13 protein-coding genes are annotated in these 15266 nt (G+C 70.5%); 9 read left to right on the forward strand and 4 right to left on the reverse strand.

Annotation, left to right across the window (positions count from 1 at the left end; genetic code table 11):
• Positions 1 to 28 precede the first annotated feature (28 nt).
• Genes ACI2JZ_RS07555 through ACI2JZ_RS07590 form a run of 8 tightly spaced genes read left to right on the forward strand, consistent with a single transcriptional unit; the run spans position 29 to position 9824 of the window.
• Positions 29 to 1696: an NCS1 family nucleobase:cation symporter-1 gene (locus tag ACI2JZ_RS07555; RefSeq protein WP_247624163.1), complete on the forward strand. Its 1668-nt coding sequence runs from the start codon at positions 29 to 31 to the stop codon at positions 1694 to 1696.
• Positions 1693 to 2412, forward strand: a complete 720-nt coding sequence (locus tag ACI2JZ_RS07560; protein WP_404597081.1) for an aspartate/glutamate racemase family protein — start codon at positions 1693 to 1695, stop codon at positions 2410 to 2412. Before ACI2JZ_RS07555 ends, ACI2JZ_RS07560 begins: the two co-directional genes overlap by 4 nt.
• A 4-nt stretch (positions 2413 to 2416) precedes the next feature.
• Positions 2417 to 3790 (forward strand): allantoinase AllB, encoded by a 1374-nt coding sequence (allB, locus tag ACI2JZ_RS07565; protein ID WP_247624165.1) that lies wholly within the window; start codon positions 2417 to 2419, stop codon positions 3788 to 3790.
• Positions 3787 to 4935: an acetamidase/formamidase family protein gene (locus ACI2JZ_RS07570; RefSeq protein WP_404597082.1), complete on the forward strand. Its 1149-nt coding sequence runs from the start codon at positions 3787 to 3789 to the stop codon at positions 4933 to 4935. The genes allB and ACI2JZ_RS07570 overlap by 4 nt, the downstream gene beginning before the upstream one ends.
• Positions 4932 to 6539: an AtzH-like domain-containing protein gene (locus ACI2JZ_RS07575; RefSeq protein WP_404597083.1), complete on the forward strand. Its 1608-nt coding sequence runs from the start codon at positions 4932 to 4934 to the stop codon at positions 6537 to 6539. Before ACI2JZ_RS07570 ends, ACI2JZ_RS07575 begins: the two co-directional genes overlap by 4 nt.
• Positions 6536 to 7771 carry a pyridoxal-phosphate-dependent aminotransferase family protein gene (locus tag ACI2JZ_RS07580; protein ID WP_404597084.1) on the forward strand — a complete coding sequence of 412 codons (1236 nt, stop codon included), beginning with the start codon at positions 6536 to 6538 and terminating at the stop codon, positions 7769 to 7771. Before ACI2JZ_RS07575 ends, ACI2JZ_RS07580 begins: the two co-directional genes overlap by 4 nt.
• Positions 7768 to 9129 carry a Zn-dependent hydrolase gene (locus ACI2JZ_RS07585; RefSeq protein WP_404597085.1) on the forward strand — a complete coding sequence of 454 codons (1362 nt, stop codon included), beginning with the start codon at positions 7768 to 7770 and terminating at the stop codon, positions 9127 to 9129. Before ACI2JZ_RS07580 ends, ACI2JZ_RS07585 begins: the two co-directional genes overlap by 4 nt.
• Entirely contained in the window at positions 9126 to 9824 is a 699-nt protein-coding gene (locus ACI2JZ_RS07590) for a YoaK family protein (protein ID WP_404597086.1), read from the forward strand. The genes ACI2JZ_RS07585 and ACI2JZ_RS07590 overlap by 4 nt, the downstream gene beginning before the upstream one ends.
• A 142-nt stretch (positions 9825 to 9966) precedes the next feature.
• Here ACI2JZ_RS07590 and ACI2JZ_RS07595 read toward each other — a convergent pair whose 3' ends face one another.
• The 4 genes from ACI2JZ_RS07595 to ACI2JZ_RS07610 all read right to left on the reverse strand — a co-directional run bounded on the left by ACI2JZ_RS07595 (position 9967) and on the right by ACI2JZ_RS07610 (position 13587).
• Entirely contained in the window at positions 9967 to 11418 is a 1452-nt protein-coding gene (locus ACI2JZ_RS07595; protein ID WP_404597087.1) for a catalase, read from the reverse strand.
• Between the two features lie 76 nt (positions 11419 to 11494).
• Positions 11495 to 11917 (reverse strand): Fur family transcriptional regulator, encoded by a 423-nt coding sequence (locus tag ACI2JZ_RS07600; RefSeq protein WP_404597088.1) that lies wholly within the window; start codon positions 11915 to 11917, stop codon positions 11495 to 11497.
• A 76-nt stretch (positions 11918 to 11993) separates the two neighbouring features.
• Positions 11994 to 12911, reverse strand: a complete 918-nt coding sequence (locus ACI2JZ_RS07605; protein WP_404597089.1) for a J domain-containing protein — start codon at positions 12909 to 12911, stop codon at positions 11994 to 11996.
• Positions 12912 to 12942: 31 nt separating this feature from the next.
• Positions 12943 to 13587: an IMPACT family protein gene (locus ACI2JZ_RS07610; RefSeq protein WP_404597090.1), complete on the reverse strand. Its 645-nt coding sequence runs from the start codon at positions 13585 to 13587 to the stop codon at positions 12943 to 12945.
• 122 nt (positions 13588 to 13709) lie between these two features.
• Here ACI2JZ_RS07610 and ACI2JZ_RS07615 point away from each other — a divergent pair, with 122 nt between their 5' ends.
• Positions 13710 to 15206, forward strand: coding sequence for an MATE family efflux transporter (locus ACI2JZ_RS07615; protein WP_404597091.1), 1497 nt, complete (start codon positions 13710 to 13712; stop codon positions 15204 to 15206).
• Positions 15207 to 15266: the final 60 nt, after the last annotated feature.

Raw genomic sequence — 15266 nt, forward strand, 5'->3', positions numbered from 1 at the left:
CCTAGGGCCTCCTCCGGAAGGTATGGCAATGACTCCTCCACCCGCAGAGACGCCCACGTCGGCGTCGCCGCAGACGAAACCGCAGGACATCGTCGAAGCCGCCGGTCACCCGACCGGGTCAGGCAACATGAAACCGCACTACGACCCCCGCCTCGCCAACGAGGACCTCGCCCCGCTCCGCAAGCAGAAGTGGTCGTCGTACAACATCTTCGCGTTCTGGATGTCGGACGTTCACTCCGTGGGCGGTTACGTCACCGCTGGCTCGCTCTTCGCCCTCGGTATCGCCGCGTGGCAGGTGCTGGTGGCCCTCGTCGTCGGCATCGTCATCGTGCAGGTCTTCACCAATCTGGTCGCGAAGCCCAGCCAGAAGACCGGCGTGCCCTACCCCGTCGTCAACCGCGCGATCTTCGGGGTCAAGGGCGCCAACATCCCCGCCATCATCCGTGGCCTCATCGCCATCGCCTGGTACGGCGTGCAGACGTTCCTCGCGGCGCAGTCGCTGAACATCATCTTCCTCAAGTTCATCCCCGGGTCCGCGGACCTCCTCGACGTGGGATTCCTCGGACTCTCCGCACTCGGATGGATCTCGTACGCGATCCTCTGGGTCGCGCAGGTCGCCCTGTTCTGGAAGGGCATGGAGGTCATCCGCCGCTTCATCGACTGGGCGGGCCCGGCCGTCTACGTCGTCATGATCATCCTCGCCATCTACCTGGTCTCGCAGGCGGGGTGGGAGAACATCAGCTTCGACCTGTCCGACCCGAGCCAGCCGGCCGTCGGCTTCTGGGGATCGATCGGTCTCATGTTCATGGCGATCGGCGTCGTGGTGTCGTACTTCTCCGGTCCGATGCTCAACTTCGGTGACTTCGCCCGCTACGGCAAGAGCTTCGATGCGGTCAAGAAGGGCAACTTCTGGGGACTCCCGGTCAACTTCCTGTTCTTCTCCCTCCTGGTCGTCATCACGGCATCCGCCACCGTGCCGGTGTTCGGTGAGCTCATCACCGACCCGATCCACACGGTCGAGAGGATCGACACTCCGGTGGCGATCCTCCTCGGCGGCCTGACGTTCGTCACGGCGACGGTCGGCATCAACATCGTCGCGAACTTCATCGCCCCCGCCTTCGACTTCTCCAATGTCGCCCCGCAGAAGATCTCGTGGCGCATGGGCGGCATGATCGCCGCCGTCGGATCGGTCTTCCTCCTGCCGTGGAACTGGTACTCCGACGCCACTGCGATCCACTACTCCCTCGGGGTGCTCGCGGCACTCATCGGACCGCTCTTCGGCCTGCTGATCGCCGGCTACTACATCGCCGCCCGTCAGCGCATCAAGACCGACGACATGTTCTCCATGTCGGAGGAGGGCGCGTACTGGTACCGCAAGGGCTACAACCCGAACGCACTCAAGGCGCTGGTCTGGGCCGGGGTGCCGACCATCCTCATCGCCGTGCTCCCCAAGATGCTCGCCGACCTCGGACTGTTCGACGTCTCGTGGATCGGCAACTTCACCTGGTTCATCGGGTGCGGTCTCGGCTTCCTCGCCTTCACCGTGCTCGAGCGCATCGACCCGAAGGTCCCGACCTTCGAGGGGGAGACCGACGGGATCTCCGACGGCACGATCGACGGCGCCGCAGCGACCGCCGCATCCGAGCCGTCGCCCATCTCCGCCGAGATCCCCGTGGTCGCGGAGGAGCGTGCGTGAGGATCACACTCCTCAACCCGAACACCTCCCGGGCGATGACCGCCAAGATCGCGGTCGCCGCCCGGGAGGTGGCAGGGCCCGATGTCGAGATCACCGCGGTCTGCCCTGATGACGGGCCGGATGCGATCGAGAGCCATGTCGACGAGGCCTTCGCGGCGATGGCGGTGATCGACCTGATCGAATCCGACCAGCGGATGGGCGGGAGCGATGCCTACGTGATCGCGTGCTTCGGCGACCCGGGTCTGGATGCCGCGCGCGAGCTCGTCGACGTGCCGGTCGTCGGCATCGCCGAGGCGGCCATGCACATCGCCGCCGTCTCGGGGCGTTCGTTCGGCGTGGTCACCACCCTGACCCGCACGCTCGGCAGGGCGCGCGACCTGGTCACCCGCTACGGCATGAGCGCGGCGTGCGTGTCGCTCGCCGGCACCGGCATTCCCGTCCTCGATCTGGAGGACACGTCATCGGAATCGTTCGAGCGCATCGCCGAACTGTGCACGGCGGCGGTGGATGCCGAGGCCGATGTCATCGTGCTCGGCTGCGCGGGTATGGCCGACCTCTGCCGGACCCTCACCGCCCGCGTGGGAGTGCCGGTGGTCGACGGTGTCGGTGCCGCCGTCGGCATCGCCGTCGGGATGGCGAGGATGGGTGTCGGGACGAGCAAGCGCGATGAGTACGCCCTGCCTCCGCGTCGCGCGGCTCTCGCGGGGAGCATCTGACGGCATGAGCAGGTCTCGCTTCACCATCCGCGCCTCGCGCGCGTGGATCGACGGCACGATCCGCCCCGCCGTTGTCCAGGTCGAGGACGGCGTCATCACCGACATCGATGTGCCCGTCGGGGCTCCGCGGCGCAGCGTCACGGTGCGCGATGACGCCGTGCTGCTCCCGGGGCTCGTCGATTCCCACGTGCACGTGAACGATCCTGGCCGCACCGCCTGGGAGGGGTTCCGGTCGGCGACCCTCGCGGCGGCCGCCGGCGGCATCACGACCATCGTCGACATGCCGTTGAACTCACTCCCGCCGACCACGACGCGTTCCGCGCTCGCGACCAAGCGGGCCACTGCCGCGCCCTCCGCGTACGTGGACGTGGGCTTCTGGGGTGGGGCCGTTCCGGACAACCTGGCCGACCTCGCCGCCCTGCATGCAGAGGGGGTGTTCGGCTTCAAGTGCTTCCTCTCGCCGTCCGGCGTGGATGAGTTCCCGCATCTCGACGCGGCGCAGCTGGAGGCGACGATGGTCGAGGTGGCGCGCCTCGACTCCCGCCTCATCGTGCACGCCGAGGACCCGGCGCTTCTGCAGGCCGACGGTCCGATGGGGCGCGAGTACCGCGCCTTCCTCGAATCGCGGCCCGCGGCGAGCGAGGCCTCCGCGATCGACACCGTCATCGCCACCGCCCGGCGCACGGGCGCGAGAGTCCACATTCTCCACCTGAGCGATGCGACCGCGCTCCCGGCGATCACCGCCGCCAAGGAGGAGGGCCTGCGCCTGACGGTGGAGACCTGCCCGCACTACCTGACGCTGATCGCCGAGGACATCCCCGACGGCGCGAGCGAGTTCAAGTGCTGCCCGCCGATCCGCGAGGCCTCCAACCGCGATCTGCTCTGGGAGGGCATCTGCAGCGGGGCGATCGACGCCATCGTCAGCGATCACTCCCCGAGCACCGTCGCGCTGAAGCGGGCGGGCGATGGTGATTTCGGCCTCGCCTGGGGCGGGATCTCCGGGCTGCAGCTCGGCCTGTCGGCGGTATGGACGGAGGCGCGGATGCGCGGCATCCCCCTCGAGACCCTCCTGCCGCTCTTCACCACGGGTCCGGCACGCGTCGCCGGTCTCACCGGAGCGGGATCCATCGAGGTGGGCGCATCCGCAGACCTGACCGTCTTCGGCACGCAGGACAGGTTCCCGATCCGGGCGTCGTCGCTGCTGCACCGCAACCCGATCACGGCCTACGACGGCCGCACACTCACCGGGCGCATCCGCCGCACCTGGTTGCGCGGCCGGCCGATCTACGACGTCACCGAGGGGGGACCGGGAGAGGCGCCATGGTTCCGGCGTCGCGCCTCCGGGCGCCTGTTGTCCGCGGCGGAGGAACGCGAATGACCGCCCCGCATGCTGCGATCGATCCGACCCTGCCGGTGCTGCAGCCGCTCACGGATGCCGCAGCCGACAAGAATTATCTCTCCGCCGCCCCCGAGAACGTGCTCTGGGGACGGCTTCCGTGCGCAGCGGACCACGCCGTGCGGGAGATCGCGTCGGGCGACACTCTGACCATCGACACCGTCAGCCACGAGGGGATGCTCGAGGACCAGGGTAAAGACCCCCTCGCGTACTTCACGGGCCATGGCGTGCCCGCCCCTGCCGTGCTGACCGACGCGATCGCGATCGCCGCCGCGCTCTCCCGCGACCTCGAGCACGACGGCCCGCACGTCGTGACCGGGCCGATCCATGTGACCGGTGCCGTCCCCGGGGATCTCCTACGCATCACCGTGCTGCGCCTCGACCCGCGGGTACCCTACGGCGTCATCTCGAACCGGCACGGCAAGGGCGCGCTCGCCGGCGAACTGCCCCGCGACCCGGGCAACGTCAGCGTGTTCACCCCCGTGGCGCAGCGACCCACGGGGCTCGTCGGTGTGCTGCCGGTGCACGAGGGCGGACCCGCGCTCGTCGAGTTCCCGCTGGCGCCCTTCCTCGGCACGATGGGTGTGGCGGTCGCCGGTCCGCAGCGAGCGCACTCGGTGCCTCCCGGGGCCCACGGCGGCAACATCGACATCAAGCTGCTCACCGAGGGCGCCACGCTCTACCTGCCGGTGCAGGTGCCCGGTGCGCTCGCCTACGTCGGCGACCCGCACTTCGCCCAGGGCGACGGCGAGGTGGCCCTCACCGCACTGGAGGCATCGTTGCGGGCGACGCTGCGCTTCGACGTGGTGCCCCGCGCCGTCGCGCTCGCCGAGTTCGGTGAGGTGCTCGGCCCGCTCATCCGCACGCCCGAGTTCCTGGTGCCCACCGGCCTCGATCCCGACCTCGACGTCGCGATGCGCAACTGCGTCCGTGCGGCGGTCGCGCTGATCGGCGCCCGGTGGGGGCTCGACGAGCACCTCGCCTACGCCTACCTCTCCGCGGCCACCGACTTCGACATCTCCCAGGTCGTCGACATCGTGTGCGGCGTGCACGCGCGCATCCGCGAGGCGGACTTCGCACGCGTCGAGCGGCCGCTCCTTCCCGGCCCCGGAAAGGAGGGTGCATGAGCGACCTCATCGACCCGAGCATCCCCGACGGCCTGTTGCGCGCGTTCGAGGAGTACGAGCGGGCCATCGTCGAGAACGACCTCGAGGTGCTCGACGCGTCGTTCGCCCGTACGCCGGACACGCTACGCGGAGATCACACCGGCCTCCTCGTCGGTCATGACGCGATCAGCGCGTTCCGGGGCATCCGGGGTGGTGTCCCCGCCCGCGCGATCGAGCGGATCGAATACCGCCCGCTCGGGGTCGACTGCGCGCTCCTGGTCTCGGTCTCACGCTACGCCGGCGGGGGAACCGGGCTGCAGTCCCAGGTATGGCAGCGGGATGGCGAACGCTGGCTGATCGTGGCCGCGCACGTCACTCCACGGTCGCCGGCACTGGATCGGTCGGTGTGGCGGACCGTCGGCGACCCCCTCTGGCAGGGCGCGTGGGAGGGACCGCTCGCCGGCCTCTCGGTCGCCGTGAAGGATCTCTTCGCCCTCAAGGGGTACCGGATCGGCGCGGGCAACCCGACCTATCTCGACGGGGCGCGCGCCGAGCCGAGCACCGCCCCGGCCGTCAGCGACCTGCTCCGCGGCGGAGCATCGTTGCGGGGCATCGCGCGCACCGACGAGTTCGCCTACTCGATCGCCGGCAACAATCCGCACTACGGCACCCCTCCGAACGGGGCGCTTCCCGAGGCCCTGCCCGGAGGGTCGACCAGCGGCCCGGCATCCGCCGTCGCGACCGGCCAGGCCGACATCGCCCTGGCCACCGACACGGCCGGCTCGATCCGCGTTCCCGCCGCGTACCAGGGTTTGTGGGGCCTGCGCACGACGCACGGCCTGGTGCCCCGGCAGGGTCTGCTGCCGCTCGCGCAGTCGTTCGATGCGATCGGGTGGCTCGCGCGCGACGGGCAGACGCTGCAGCGGGTGGCCGAGTGGTGCCTCAGCTACGGAGGATCCGAATCGACCGAGAACGTCCAGGGGGAATCGGATGCAGACCTCCCCTGGCGCTTCGTCGTGCCCGAGGAGATGCTCGCTGCGGCGCACCCGACGACGCAGGATGCTTTCGAAGCCCTGCTGCAAGAACTCGCCGCCCTCCCGGTTCCCCCGATCGTGCGCCGCACGTCGATCGGGTCGCTCGCCGACTACGCGACGCCGTTCCGCACCGTCCAGGCCGCGGAGGCCTGGAGGAACAACGGCGACTGGGTGCGGCGCAACCCGGGAGCTCTCGGAGCATCCGTCGCCGAGCGATTCCGCTTCGCCGCCGCGGTGACCGTCGACGACGAAACGGCCGCCCGCGCCGCCCTCGACGTTCAGCGGGCGCGGCTGGTCGGGCTCGTGCAGGACGAGGTCGTCATCGCGCCGACCGTTCCCGGCCCCGCGCCGGCGCGCACCGCTCGGGGTGAGGGCATCGACCTCGTGCGACAGGCGACCCTGCGCATGACGAGCCCCGCCTCGGTCGCCGGGGTCCCCGCCCTCTCCGTCCCTTTGCTCACGGTCGCCTCCCCGCTCGGGCGCGCCCCGGTGGGTGTCACCCTCCTCTCGCGCGCCGGCACCGACATCGCCCTCGTGCGACTCGCGCGTCGCCTCGCCTCCTCGACGATCCACAGAACGGAAGAACCATGACGGATGCCGCCACGTTCGGCCCCATCGACCCGCCCGCCCGACTGCTGATGGGCCCCGGGCCGACATCGGCCTACCCGAGCGTTCTGCGGTCGATGTCGGCTCCGCTCGTCGGTCAGTACGACCCCTTCATGACCGCCGCCATGGCCGAGACGCAGGAGCTGTACCGCCAAGTCTGGGCGACCGGGAACGAGGCGACGCTGCTGATCGACGGCACCTCGCGGGCGGGCATCGAAGCGGCGATCCTCTCTCTCGTGCGCCCGGGCGATCGGGTTCTCGTGCCGATCTTCGGTCGGTTCGGACACCTGCTCGCCGAGATTGCCGGACGCGCCCTCGCCGAGGTCCACACGATCGAGGCCGAGTGGGGGCAGGTGTTCCCCGTGTCGGTGATCGAGGAGGCGATCGTGCGGGTTCGTCCCACGATGCTCGCGATCGTGCAGGGCGACACGTCTACCACGATGAACCAGCCCCTGGATGGGCTGGGGGAGATCTGCGCCCGCCACGGCGTGCTGTTCTACTCGGATGCGACGGCGTCGCTGGGCGGCAATGAGTTCGAGGCGGATGCCTGGGGGCTCGATGCGGCGACCGCCGGACTGCAGAAGTGCCTGGGTGGCCCGTCGGGCTCGGCGCCCCTGACCCTCTCGCCGCGAGCCGTCGAGGTCGTGCAGTCCCGCAAGACGATCGAGGCGGGCATCCGCGAACCGGGCGACCCGGTCGCGGAGGACTTCGTGCGCTCGAACTACTTCGACCTCGGCATGATCCTGGACTACTGGGGGCCGCGCCGGCTCAATCACCACACCGAGGCGACCTCGATGCTCTACGCGGCCCGGGAGTGCGCGCGGGTTCTGGTCGCCGAGGGGCGGTCGGCGGTGATCGCCCGGCATCGACGGGCGGGTGACGCGATGCTCGCCGGTGTGCGCGGGCTGGGGCTTGCCGTGTTCGGCGATGTCGCGCACAAGATGAGCAACGTCGTCGCCGTCGTGATCCCCGACGGCGTTCCCGGCGACATCGCCCGGCAGGCGCTCCTCGACGACTTCGGCATCGAGATCGGCACCTCCTTCGGTCCGCTCCACGGCCGCGTCTGGCGCATCGGGACGATGGGAGTCAACGCGCGCAAGGACGCCGTACTCACGACTCTCGCGGCGGTCGAATCGGTGCTGCGCCGGTTCGGTGCGCCAGTCGCCACGGGTGGAGGGGTCGACGCCGCCCTCGATGCGTACGCGGGGGCCGAGTGACCGCGCTGCTGGACCGTTTCTTCGCCGCCGATGCGGCCGCTCTCGAACGGCTCGCGGTCGCCGCCCGCCGCGTGATGACGCGGTGCGAGGAGCTCGCCCGCATCAGCGCCGCCGACAGCGGCATCGAGCGCGTCTACCTCTCACCGGAGCACGCACGCGCGAACCGCCTCATCGCCGAATGGATGCGCGAGGTGGGGATGACGACGTGGCAGGATGCCGCGGGGAATCAGGTCGGACGGCTCGAAGCCCGCGCGCGTAGCGCTGCGGCGCCGGTCGAGCCGAACGCCGCGGCGCTGCTCCTCGGGTCGCATCTGGACACCGTGCCCGACGCGGGCCGCTACGACGGGATCGTCGGCGTGCTCATGGCGATCGAGACGGTGCGGCTGCTGCGCGTCGCGGTGGGGAGGTCGTGGGCGTCGCCCTTTCCGTTCGCCCTCGAGGTCATCGCTTTCTCGGATGAGGAGGGCACGCGCTTCGGAACGGCGCTGCTGGGATCGGCCGCGGTCGCGGGTGCCTGGCGGCCGGAGTGGTGGGCTCTCACGGATGCGGCGGGCACGACTCTGCATCAGGCCTTCCTCGAGTTCGGCCTCGACCCGGCGCGTGTCGGCGAGGCAGCGCGGCGGCCCGAGGAGCTCATCGGCTATCTCGAAGCGCACATCGAGCAGGGGCCCGAGCTCGACCAGCGCGGGGAGGCGCTCGCGGTCGTGTCGTCGATCGCGAGCGCCCGCCGATTCCAGTTCGTGATGGAGGGAGAGGCGCGCCATGCGGGCGGCACCCCCTACGCCTCGCGCCATGACGCGCTCCTCGGGGCGAGCGAGGCCGCTCTGGCGGTCGAGCGCATCTGCATGGACGAGCATCATGTCATCGGAACCGTCGGCCGTTTCGAGGCGTTCCCCGGTGCGGTCAACGTCATCCCCGGCGAGGTGCGGTTCAGCCTCGACCTGCGCGGAGAGTTCGACGACCAGCGCGATGACGTGTGGGACCGCATCGCGGAGGAACTCGGCGCCATATCCTGGCGGCGCGGGCTGCGGTGGCAAGCGCGCGAAGTGCATCGTGCGGCCGCGGTCGCGTGTGCGCCGCTGCTGCAGGACGTGGTTCGCGCCGGCATCCTGTCCACCCTCCCCGGCGGAGCCGACGATCCGGCGGTGATCTTCAGCAGGGCCGGCCACGACGGAATGGCCATGGCCGCGGTCACCGGAGTCGGAATGCTGTTCCTGCGCAACGCCGACGGCATCAGCCATCACCCCGACGAGCTCGTATTGGGCGAGGACGTCGGCCGGGGCATCCGCGCGCTCGCCGAAGCGGTGCTCACCCTCGGCGCTGAACTCGGCCCGACCCTGGCGAGGATCCGTCCATGACGCTCACCATCACCCACGCGCGCTCCGGGGAGCGCGCGCCCTCCGTCACGCTGTGGATGATGATGGTGCTCACCTTTGTCACCGGGGTCGTCGATGCGGTCGGCTTCCTCGGGCTCGACCGCGTCTTCGTCGGGAACATGACCGGGAACATCGTGATCCTCGGGATGGCGGTCGCGGGGGCGGACGACCTCCCCGTGATCGGACCGGCGATCGCTCTCGGCACGTTCACCGCCGGCGCATTCATCGGCGGCATGGTGCTGCGTCGGCGTCGGAAGATCTGGAGCGGCGGGGTCTCGGTGCTCCTCGGGAGCGGCGCCGCCGTGCTGGGGCTGCTCGGCCTGGCCTACGTCGTGCCGGGATGGTCGGAGTCGTCGGCGCTGGAGCTCGCGGCGTCATCGGCGACGGCTGCGGCGATGGGCGTGCAGGCCGCGGTCGCACGCAGCCTCGCGGTCGCCGATGTCACCACCGTGGTGGTGACATCCACGCTCACCTCCCTCGCCAGCGAGTCGCTCGTCTCGGGAGGGGTGAAGGGGCTGTGGAATCGTCGCTTCGCCGCCATCGCGATCATCTTCGCCGGGGCGCTCGTCGGGGCCCTGCTGCTCCGCTTCGGAGTGGCCGTGCCGCTCCTGGTCGCGGCGCTGCTCACCCTGGTGGTGGTCGCCTGGGGGCATCGCTCGCTCCACGTTCCGGTGTGACGCGGCATCCGCCCGCCCGCAACCTCCAGACACGACGAAACCCACCGGGAACGTCGAAACCCACCGCCCCCGACGTGCGGGGCGATGGGTCTCGACGGGGGTGGTGGGTCTCGACGCGACTCCGTCAGCGACCCGCCTCAGCTCAGACGCGGCTGCGGAGGGCCTCTCCGAGCGCGGCGTCGACGTTCGTCCAGTACTGGAAGAAGCGCTCGCGGATGCCGTCGACCGTGATCGACTTCCCCTGCCCGGTCAGGGTCTCGAGGAAGCGTGCGCGCTGCTCGTCGTCGAAGACCGTGCGGTACAGCGTGCCGGCCTGACCGAAGTCGTCGTCGTCGAGATGCAGGGTCGCCGCCGAGCGGATCAGCTCGCCGTCGGACTCCCAGCTCGCCTCGACACCCGCCTGCGGGTCGGCCTCGGGGCCGCCGGCCGCACCGTAGGAGTTCGGGGTGTAGACGCGGTGCTCGGCGGGGTTGAACCGATACTGCATGTTTCCCTCGTGCATGTAGTTGCGGGTCTCTGCGGCATGCGGCTGGTTGACCGGCAGCTGGTTGTAGTTCGTGCCGACCCGGTGACGCTGCGCATCGGGGTAGGCGAAGACGCGGGCCATGAGCATCTTGTCCGGCGAGATGCCGGTACCGGGCACCTGGTTGCCGGGCGAGAACGCCGCCTGCTCGATCTGCGCGAAGAAGTTCTCCGGGTTGCGGTTCAGGGTGAACGTTCCCACCTTGATGCGCGGGTAGTCCTTCTTCGACCACGTCTTGGTGAGGTCGAACGGGTTGAAGCGGTACGCCTTGGCCTCGTCGTACGGCATGATCTGCACGTAGACGTCCCACTCCGGGAAGTCGCCCGCGGCGATCGAGTCGAACAGGTCGCGGCGGTAGAAGTCGGCATCCGATCCGGCCAGGCGCTCGGCCTCGTCGGCTCCCATCGCCTCGACGCCCTGCTTCGACAGGAAGTGGTACTGCACCCAGAAGCGCTCGCCTGCGGCGTTGACCCACTGGTAGGTGTGCGATCCGTAGCCGTTCATGTGGCGCCAGCTGCGCGGCAGGCCGCGGTCGCCCATGAGGTAGGTGACCTGGTGCGAGGTCTCGGGCGAGAGCGTCCAGAAGTCCCACTGCATGTCGGCATCGCGCAGACCCGAATCGCCGAGGCGCTTCTGCGAGTGGATGAAGTCGGGGAACTTCATCGCGTCGCGGATGAAGAAGGTGGGGGTGTTGTTGCCGACGATGTCGAGGTTGCCGTCGGTCGTGTAGAAGCGCAGCGAGAAGCCGCGCACGTCGCGCCAGGTGTCGGGGGAGCCCTGCTCGCCGGCGACCGAGGAGAAGCGCAGCAGCGTCTCGCTGGTGGCGCCCGGCTGGAAGACGGCCGCGCGGGTGTAGGCCGAGACGTCTTCGGTGACGACGAACTCGCCGAAAGCGCCGCCGCCCTTGGCGTGCGGGTTGCGCTCCGGCACCCGCTCGCGGTTGAAGGAGGCGAGCTTCTCGACGAGGTAGCGGTCGTGCAGGACGGTGGGGCCGTCGGCTCCGACGGTGAGCGAGTGCGCGTCGCTCGCGACCGGGGTGCCGGTCTGGGTGGTGGTGGCGGGTTTCGTCATGGTGTTCTCCTTCTGCGCGCGGGTACGGCGAACAGCCCTTCTCCGCGGGTGGCGGGTCGGTGGCGGATGCGTCGGACTACTGCGCGGCGTTCTGGCAGCTGGGGCACAGGCCCCAGAAGGTGACTTCTGCTGTCTGGACGGTGAATCCCCCCGAAGACGACGGGGTGAGGCACGGCGCTTCGCCGACGACGCAGTCCACATCGCCGACTGCCCCGCAGGAGGTGCAGACGATGTGGTGATGGTTGTCGCCGATGCGCCGTTCGTAGAGCGCTGCGGAGCCTGCCGGTTCGATCCGGCGGACGAGGCCCGCCGTCGTCAGGTCCGCGAGGATGTTGTGCACCGATTGGATCGACGTGGTCGGCAGCACCTCCGAGATCGCCCGGTAGAGGCGTTCGGCATCCGTATGGGCCATGGAGTCCAGCGCCTCGAGAACGGCGACGCGGCCCGCAGTCGCCCTCAGTCCGGCGCCGCGAAGCGCCTGATCGAGTGCGGTCTCCATGTCTCCGAGCCTACCCGTTCTTTTTAGTGATTCAAAAGTACGGCGTGTCGGCCCGCGTGTCGCCCGATCGCGTGCGTCAGAGGTGGCGGATGCTGTGCCGCAACCGCGTGCGGATGTCGAACAGCTCGTTGCCGCCGATCACCCGTGTGCCCGGCAGGCCCTGGCGCAGGAGAGTGGGCAGGATGCTGCGGCGCACGACGAAGACGGGCAGACCGCGAATGCTCCCGAGAGGCGTCGAGGGCATCGAGAGGTCGTCGTCGGGCAGCACCACGATCGCGCCGCTGAAGGTCACGCGGGCCGCCCGGGCGATGGAGCGGATCTGCGCGAGCAGGTCGGTCACGGGGGCGCGGTGCCCGAGGCTGGGGCCCGTGATCTCGCCGCGGCGGAAACCCACGACGCCGCCGAAGTCGGCCGACATCACCCCGTACAGGCCCGACGGTCCGAGGATCACGTGGTCGAGGCGGTGCTCGGCATCCGCGTCGTCGCCGGCGCTCGCGGGCCCGGTCGCGATCCCGTGCCAGAGCGTGAAGCCCATGCCCAGCCCCGCCACCGCGTGGGCGGTGCCCTCTTCTGCCAGGGCGTCGGCGAGCAGGCGGCGCAGGGCGCGGGGTGCGGCGCGCACGAGGCTCGGGGCGTACGGGTCGGGGATGCTCTCGCCCGCCCACTCCTCGAGCAGTGCCACGTAGCGGGCGCGGCGCCAGGCGCCGGCCTCGCCGGAGGTCTTCGGCCGCGGGCGTGTGTCGGTGCGGACGGGCTCGGGCGCGCGCCATTCGTCTCCGCCGCTGCGCGTGCGGTCGTAGCTCGCGCGGCCCGCGGGGGTGCCGATGAGTTCCCACGCCCGCTGCACCCGGATGAACACCGCCGCATCGCCGCCCGTGTCGGGATGCGCCTCGCGCAGGCGGGCGCGATACGCGCGCCGCAACTCGTCGTCGTCGGTGCCCGGCGTCACCCCGAGGACCTCGTACGCCGAGGCCGAGAGCGGGCTGTCGAACATCCCCTCAGAATATCCGCGCGGGACACCGCCCTCACTCCGGAACGTCGACCACCCGCTCGACACCGACCACGGGCACGACGCCCCCGCCGGATGCCGCGGCCACGGTATCCGTCAGGTGCGCGATCTCGAGCGCCGGCGCCCAGACCTCGAGCGTGGCCGCCGCGCCGTACGCGGGCTCGCCGAGCGTGGCGCCGTGGTGGCCGGCCCAGTCGCGCAGCAGGTTGTCGAAGCCCCCGGCGTCGGCGTGCGCGACCTCGATCCGCACCTGGGTGAGGGCCTCGCGCCGCACCAGCCGGGCGAGGTCGAGCGCCTCCGAGGTCGCGGTCGAATAGGCCCGCACGAGCCCGCCGGCGCCGAGTTTCACGCCACCGAAGTAGCGGGTGACGACGGCGACGACATCGGTCAGGTCGCGGCGGCGCAGCACCTCGAGCATCGGGATCCCCGCGGTGCCCGACGGTTCTCCGTCGTCCGACGAGCGGGCCTGATCGCCGAGCAGACCGGTCACCATCGCGGTGCAGTTGTGCGCGGCATCCCACGCCCGTTTGCGGATGCCGGCGATCACCGCCTCGGCCTCCTCGACCGACCCGACCGGCGCGATGTGCGTGAGGAACCGAGACTTCTTGATGACGAGCTCGTGGTCGACGGCATCCGCGATCGTCGCCGGATACCTGCTCATCCGCCCACCCTATCCACGGATTCGCGTGCACTTCACCGAATCGATTCGATAGACTCTTTCCCGCGACACGGAGCAGTGCCGCCATCCCCGCATCCGTACTCCAGCCCTGCGAGTCCTCCCTCATGGCAACCTCCCTCACGACGGGCCGTCCGTGGCGCGTCATCCTCGCCTTCTCGATCCCCCTGCTGCTCGGCAACGTCGTGCAGCAGCTCTACCAGTTCGCCGACGCGATCGTCGTCGGGCGGCACCTCGGCGTGACCTCGCTCGCCGCGGTCGGAGCGACCGGACCCCTGCTGTTCCTGCTGCTCGGCTTCGCGTGGGGACTGACGAGCGGATTCGCGATCCCGATCGCCCAGGCGTTCGGTGCGCGGGACAACGCGGCCGTCCGTCGCTCGGTCGCGACCGGCGTGCTGCTCAGCGGCGCGACGAGCGTGATCCTCACGGCGTGCGCGCCGCTGATCGCCGGCCCCCTGCTCGCCCTCCTGCAGACACCGACCGAGCTCATGCCCGAGGCGACGACGTTCACGCAGATCAGCTTCCTCGGCGCGAGCGCCACGATGTTCTTCAACTACCTGTCGGCGATCATCCGCGCGATCGGCGACTCGCGCACCCCGCTCGTATTCCTCACGATCTCGTGCGCGCTCAACGTCGGACTCGTCGTGCTCATGGTCGGCCCGCTCGAGTGGGGCGTCGGCGGAGCGGCCCTCGCCACCGTCATCGCCCAGGCCATCTCGGTCGCCCTGTGCCTCGAGTTCGTGCGCCGTCGCCTGCCGATGCTGCACCTGCGTCGCAGCGACTGGCGCGTCACCCGCGCCGACATCGCCGAGCACCTGCGCCTCGGCCTGCCGATGGGCTTCCAGGCCTCGATCATCGCGATCGGCACGCTGACCGTGCAGGTCGCGTTGAACACGCTGGGATCGGATGCCGTCGCCGCCTACACCACCGCCTCGCGCGTCGACGGTCTCGCCGTCGCCCTGCTCTCGTCGCTGGGACTGGCGACCTCGATGTACGCGGCGCAGAACCACGGCGGACGCCGCCCCGACCGCATCCGCCGCGGGGTCAAGGAGGCGACGTGGATGGCGATCGCCGCGGGCCTCGTGCTCGGCGGACTGCTCGTCGCCTTCGGTGCGCCGATGGTGCGCCTGTTCGTCGGCGAGGGGTCGGACGAGGTCGTCGATCTCGCGCACCTCATGCTCATCATCAACGGTGCGGGCTACTGGGCGCTCGGCATCCTGTTCGTGCTGCGCGGCGCCCTGCAGGGGCTCGGCCACACGCTCGTTCCAACGGTCACCGGCGTGATCGAGCTGGTCATGCGCGTCGTCGCGGCGGTCGCACTCGGCGCGGTCATCGGGTTCGCGGGCGTCGCGTTGAGCAACCCGCTCGCCTGGGTCGGCGCGATCGTGCTGCTGGTGCCCGCGTACGTGAAGGCGCATCGCGCGCTCGCGAAACTGCCCGTCGCGCCCGCCGAGGCGACCGAGACCTCGGCGATGGCGATCGTCGGCCCGACCGACGGATCGATGGTGGTCGACGCGGTCGTCACCCAGCCGATCCCCGTCGTGCGCAAGCGCGGCCTGCGTCGGCTGACCCTGCGCCCGTCGCGCCCTAGGGCGCGCCGCTGAGGCATCCGGACCCCACGCGAATCGAACGCCGAAACCGCGTCAGAAATGAGCACTTCGGTC

The organism is Microbacterium sp. NPDC087868, assembly GCF_044900755.1.
Classification (GTDB): Bacteria; Actinomycetota; Actinomycetes; order Actinomycetales; family Microbacteriaceae; genus Microbacterium; species Microbacterium galbinum.

Excerpts from the sequence above, each read along its gene's own strand:
- ACI2JZ_RS07555 (WP_247624163.1), top strand. The coding sequence starts at position 29 with ATGACTCCTCCACCCGCAGAGACGCCCACGTCGGCGTCGCCGCAGACG.
- allB (WP_247624165.1), top strand. The coding sequence starts at position 2,417 with ATGAGCAGGTCTCGCTTCACCATCCGCGCCTCGCGCGCGTGGATCGAC.
- ACI2JZ_RS07570 (WP_404597082.1), top strand. The coding sequence starts at position 3,787 with ATGACCGCCCCGCATGCTGCGATCGATCCGACCCTGCCGGTGCTGCAG.
- ACI2JZ_RS07575 (WP_404597083.1), top strand. The coding sequence starts at position 4,932 with ATGAGCGACCTCATCGACCCGAGCATCCCCGACGGCCTGTTGCGCGCG.
- ACI2JZ_RS07580 (WP_404597084.1), top strand. The coding sequence starts at position 6,536 with ATGACGGATGCCGCCACGTTCGGCCCCATCGACCCGCCCGCCCGACTG.
- ACI2JZ_RS07590 (WP_404597086.1), top strand. The coding sequence starts at position 9,126 with ATGACGCTCACCATCACCCACGCGCGCTCCGGGGAGCGCGCGCCCTCC.
- ACI2JZ_RS07595 (WP_404597087.1), bottom strand. The coding sequence starts at position 11,418 with ATGACGAAACCCGCCACCACCACCCAGACCGGCACCCCGGTCGCGAGC.
- ACI2JZ_RS07600 (WP_404597088.1), bottom strand. The coding sequence starts at position 11,917 with ATGGAGACCGCACTCGATCAGGCGCTTCGCGGCGCCGGACTGAGGGCG.
- ACI2JZ_RS07605 (WP_404597089.1), bottom strand. The coding sequence starts at position 12,911 with ATGTTCGACAGCCCGCTCTCGGCCTCGGCGTACGAGGTCCTCGGGGTG.
- ACI2JZ_RS07610 (WP_404597090.1), bottom strand. The coding sequence starts at position 13,587 with ATGAGCAGGTATCCGGCGACGATCGCGGATGCCGTCGACCACGAGCTC.
- ACI2JZ_RS07615 (WP_404597091.1), top strand. The coding sequence starts at position 13,710 with ATGGCAACCTCCCTCACGACGGGCCGTCCGTGGCGCGTCATCCTCGCC.